An 827-nucleotide genomic window follows, 5' to 3' on the forward strand; every position below is an offset into this window, starting at 1 on the left:
GGGTTGTGTCGCAAGCCTGGAGAGGGGACAAGAAAGGGACAACCACTCGCTAGCGCGTTCAGGCCGCGAGTAGCTCGAACTGCTCCGCAAGGGATAGCCGCTGATTGCAGGCATACTTCGCCTGTCCTTTGCGCATCATGTGGATCATCTCGATCCCGCTAAGGATCACCTGGGCGGTGGTGATCGCCTTGAACCCGAGCATCGGTCGGATCCGCCACTTAATCGCCCGATGATCCTGCTCGATCCGGTTGTTGAGATAAGCGCTTTGCCGGATCCTGATTGGCTTGAGGCTGCGTCTTGAACGGTCCTGCAGCCGGCTCTCGGCATCACACGACAGGATCGCCTCCCGGTTGGTCTGGCTGCCGTCGATGACGATCCTCTCGGGCCGGCCATGGCGCTTGAGCGCCTTGCGCAGGAACCGTTTGGCGGCGGAAAGATTGCGCCGTTCACTGAACCAGAATTCGACAGTGTCGCCATTGCTGTCGATAGCTCGATAGAGATATTTCCATTGCCCTCGGACTTTGATGTAAGTTTCGTCAACGTGCCATTTGGCAGTGACGACTCGCTTTCGCTGATTGAACCGCTTCAGCAGTTCGGGTGAGTACCGGATGACCCAGCGATGCACCGTCGCATGGTCGACGGAGATCCCTCGCTCAGCCATCATCTCTTCCAGATTCCGGAGGCTGAGATTGTAGGCGAGATACCAGCGGACACAGAGCAGGATTACGGATCGATCAAAATGCCTGCCCTTGAACACTGCTGCCTCCGCTACTGTGACCGCAGTCTCAGTAGCTGAAACTCTGAAACGAAAAGTTTGCGACGGAGCC

1 protein-coding gene is annotated in these 827 nt (G+C 57.3%); it reads right to left on the reverse strand.

The window, feature by feature from the left end; translation table 11 throughout:
• Positions 1-58 precede the first annotated feature (58 nt).
• Positions 59-757 carry an IS6 family transposase gene (locus tag JQC81_RS32555; RefSeq protein ID WP_203275883.1) on the reverse strand — a complete coding sequence of 233 codons (699 nt, stop codon included), beginning with the start codon at positions 755-757 and terminating at the stop codon, positions 59-61.
• Between the last annotated feature and the right edge of the window lie 70 nt (positions 758-827).

Origin of the sequence: Microvirga arabica, from assembly GCF_016811235.1 — a bacterium.
In the GTDB taxonomy this organism is placed as follows: domain Bacteria; phylum Pseudomonadota; class Alphaproteobacteria; order Rhizobiales; family Beijerinckiaceae; genus Microvirga; species Microvirga arabica.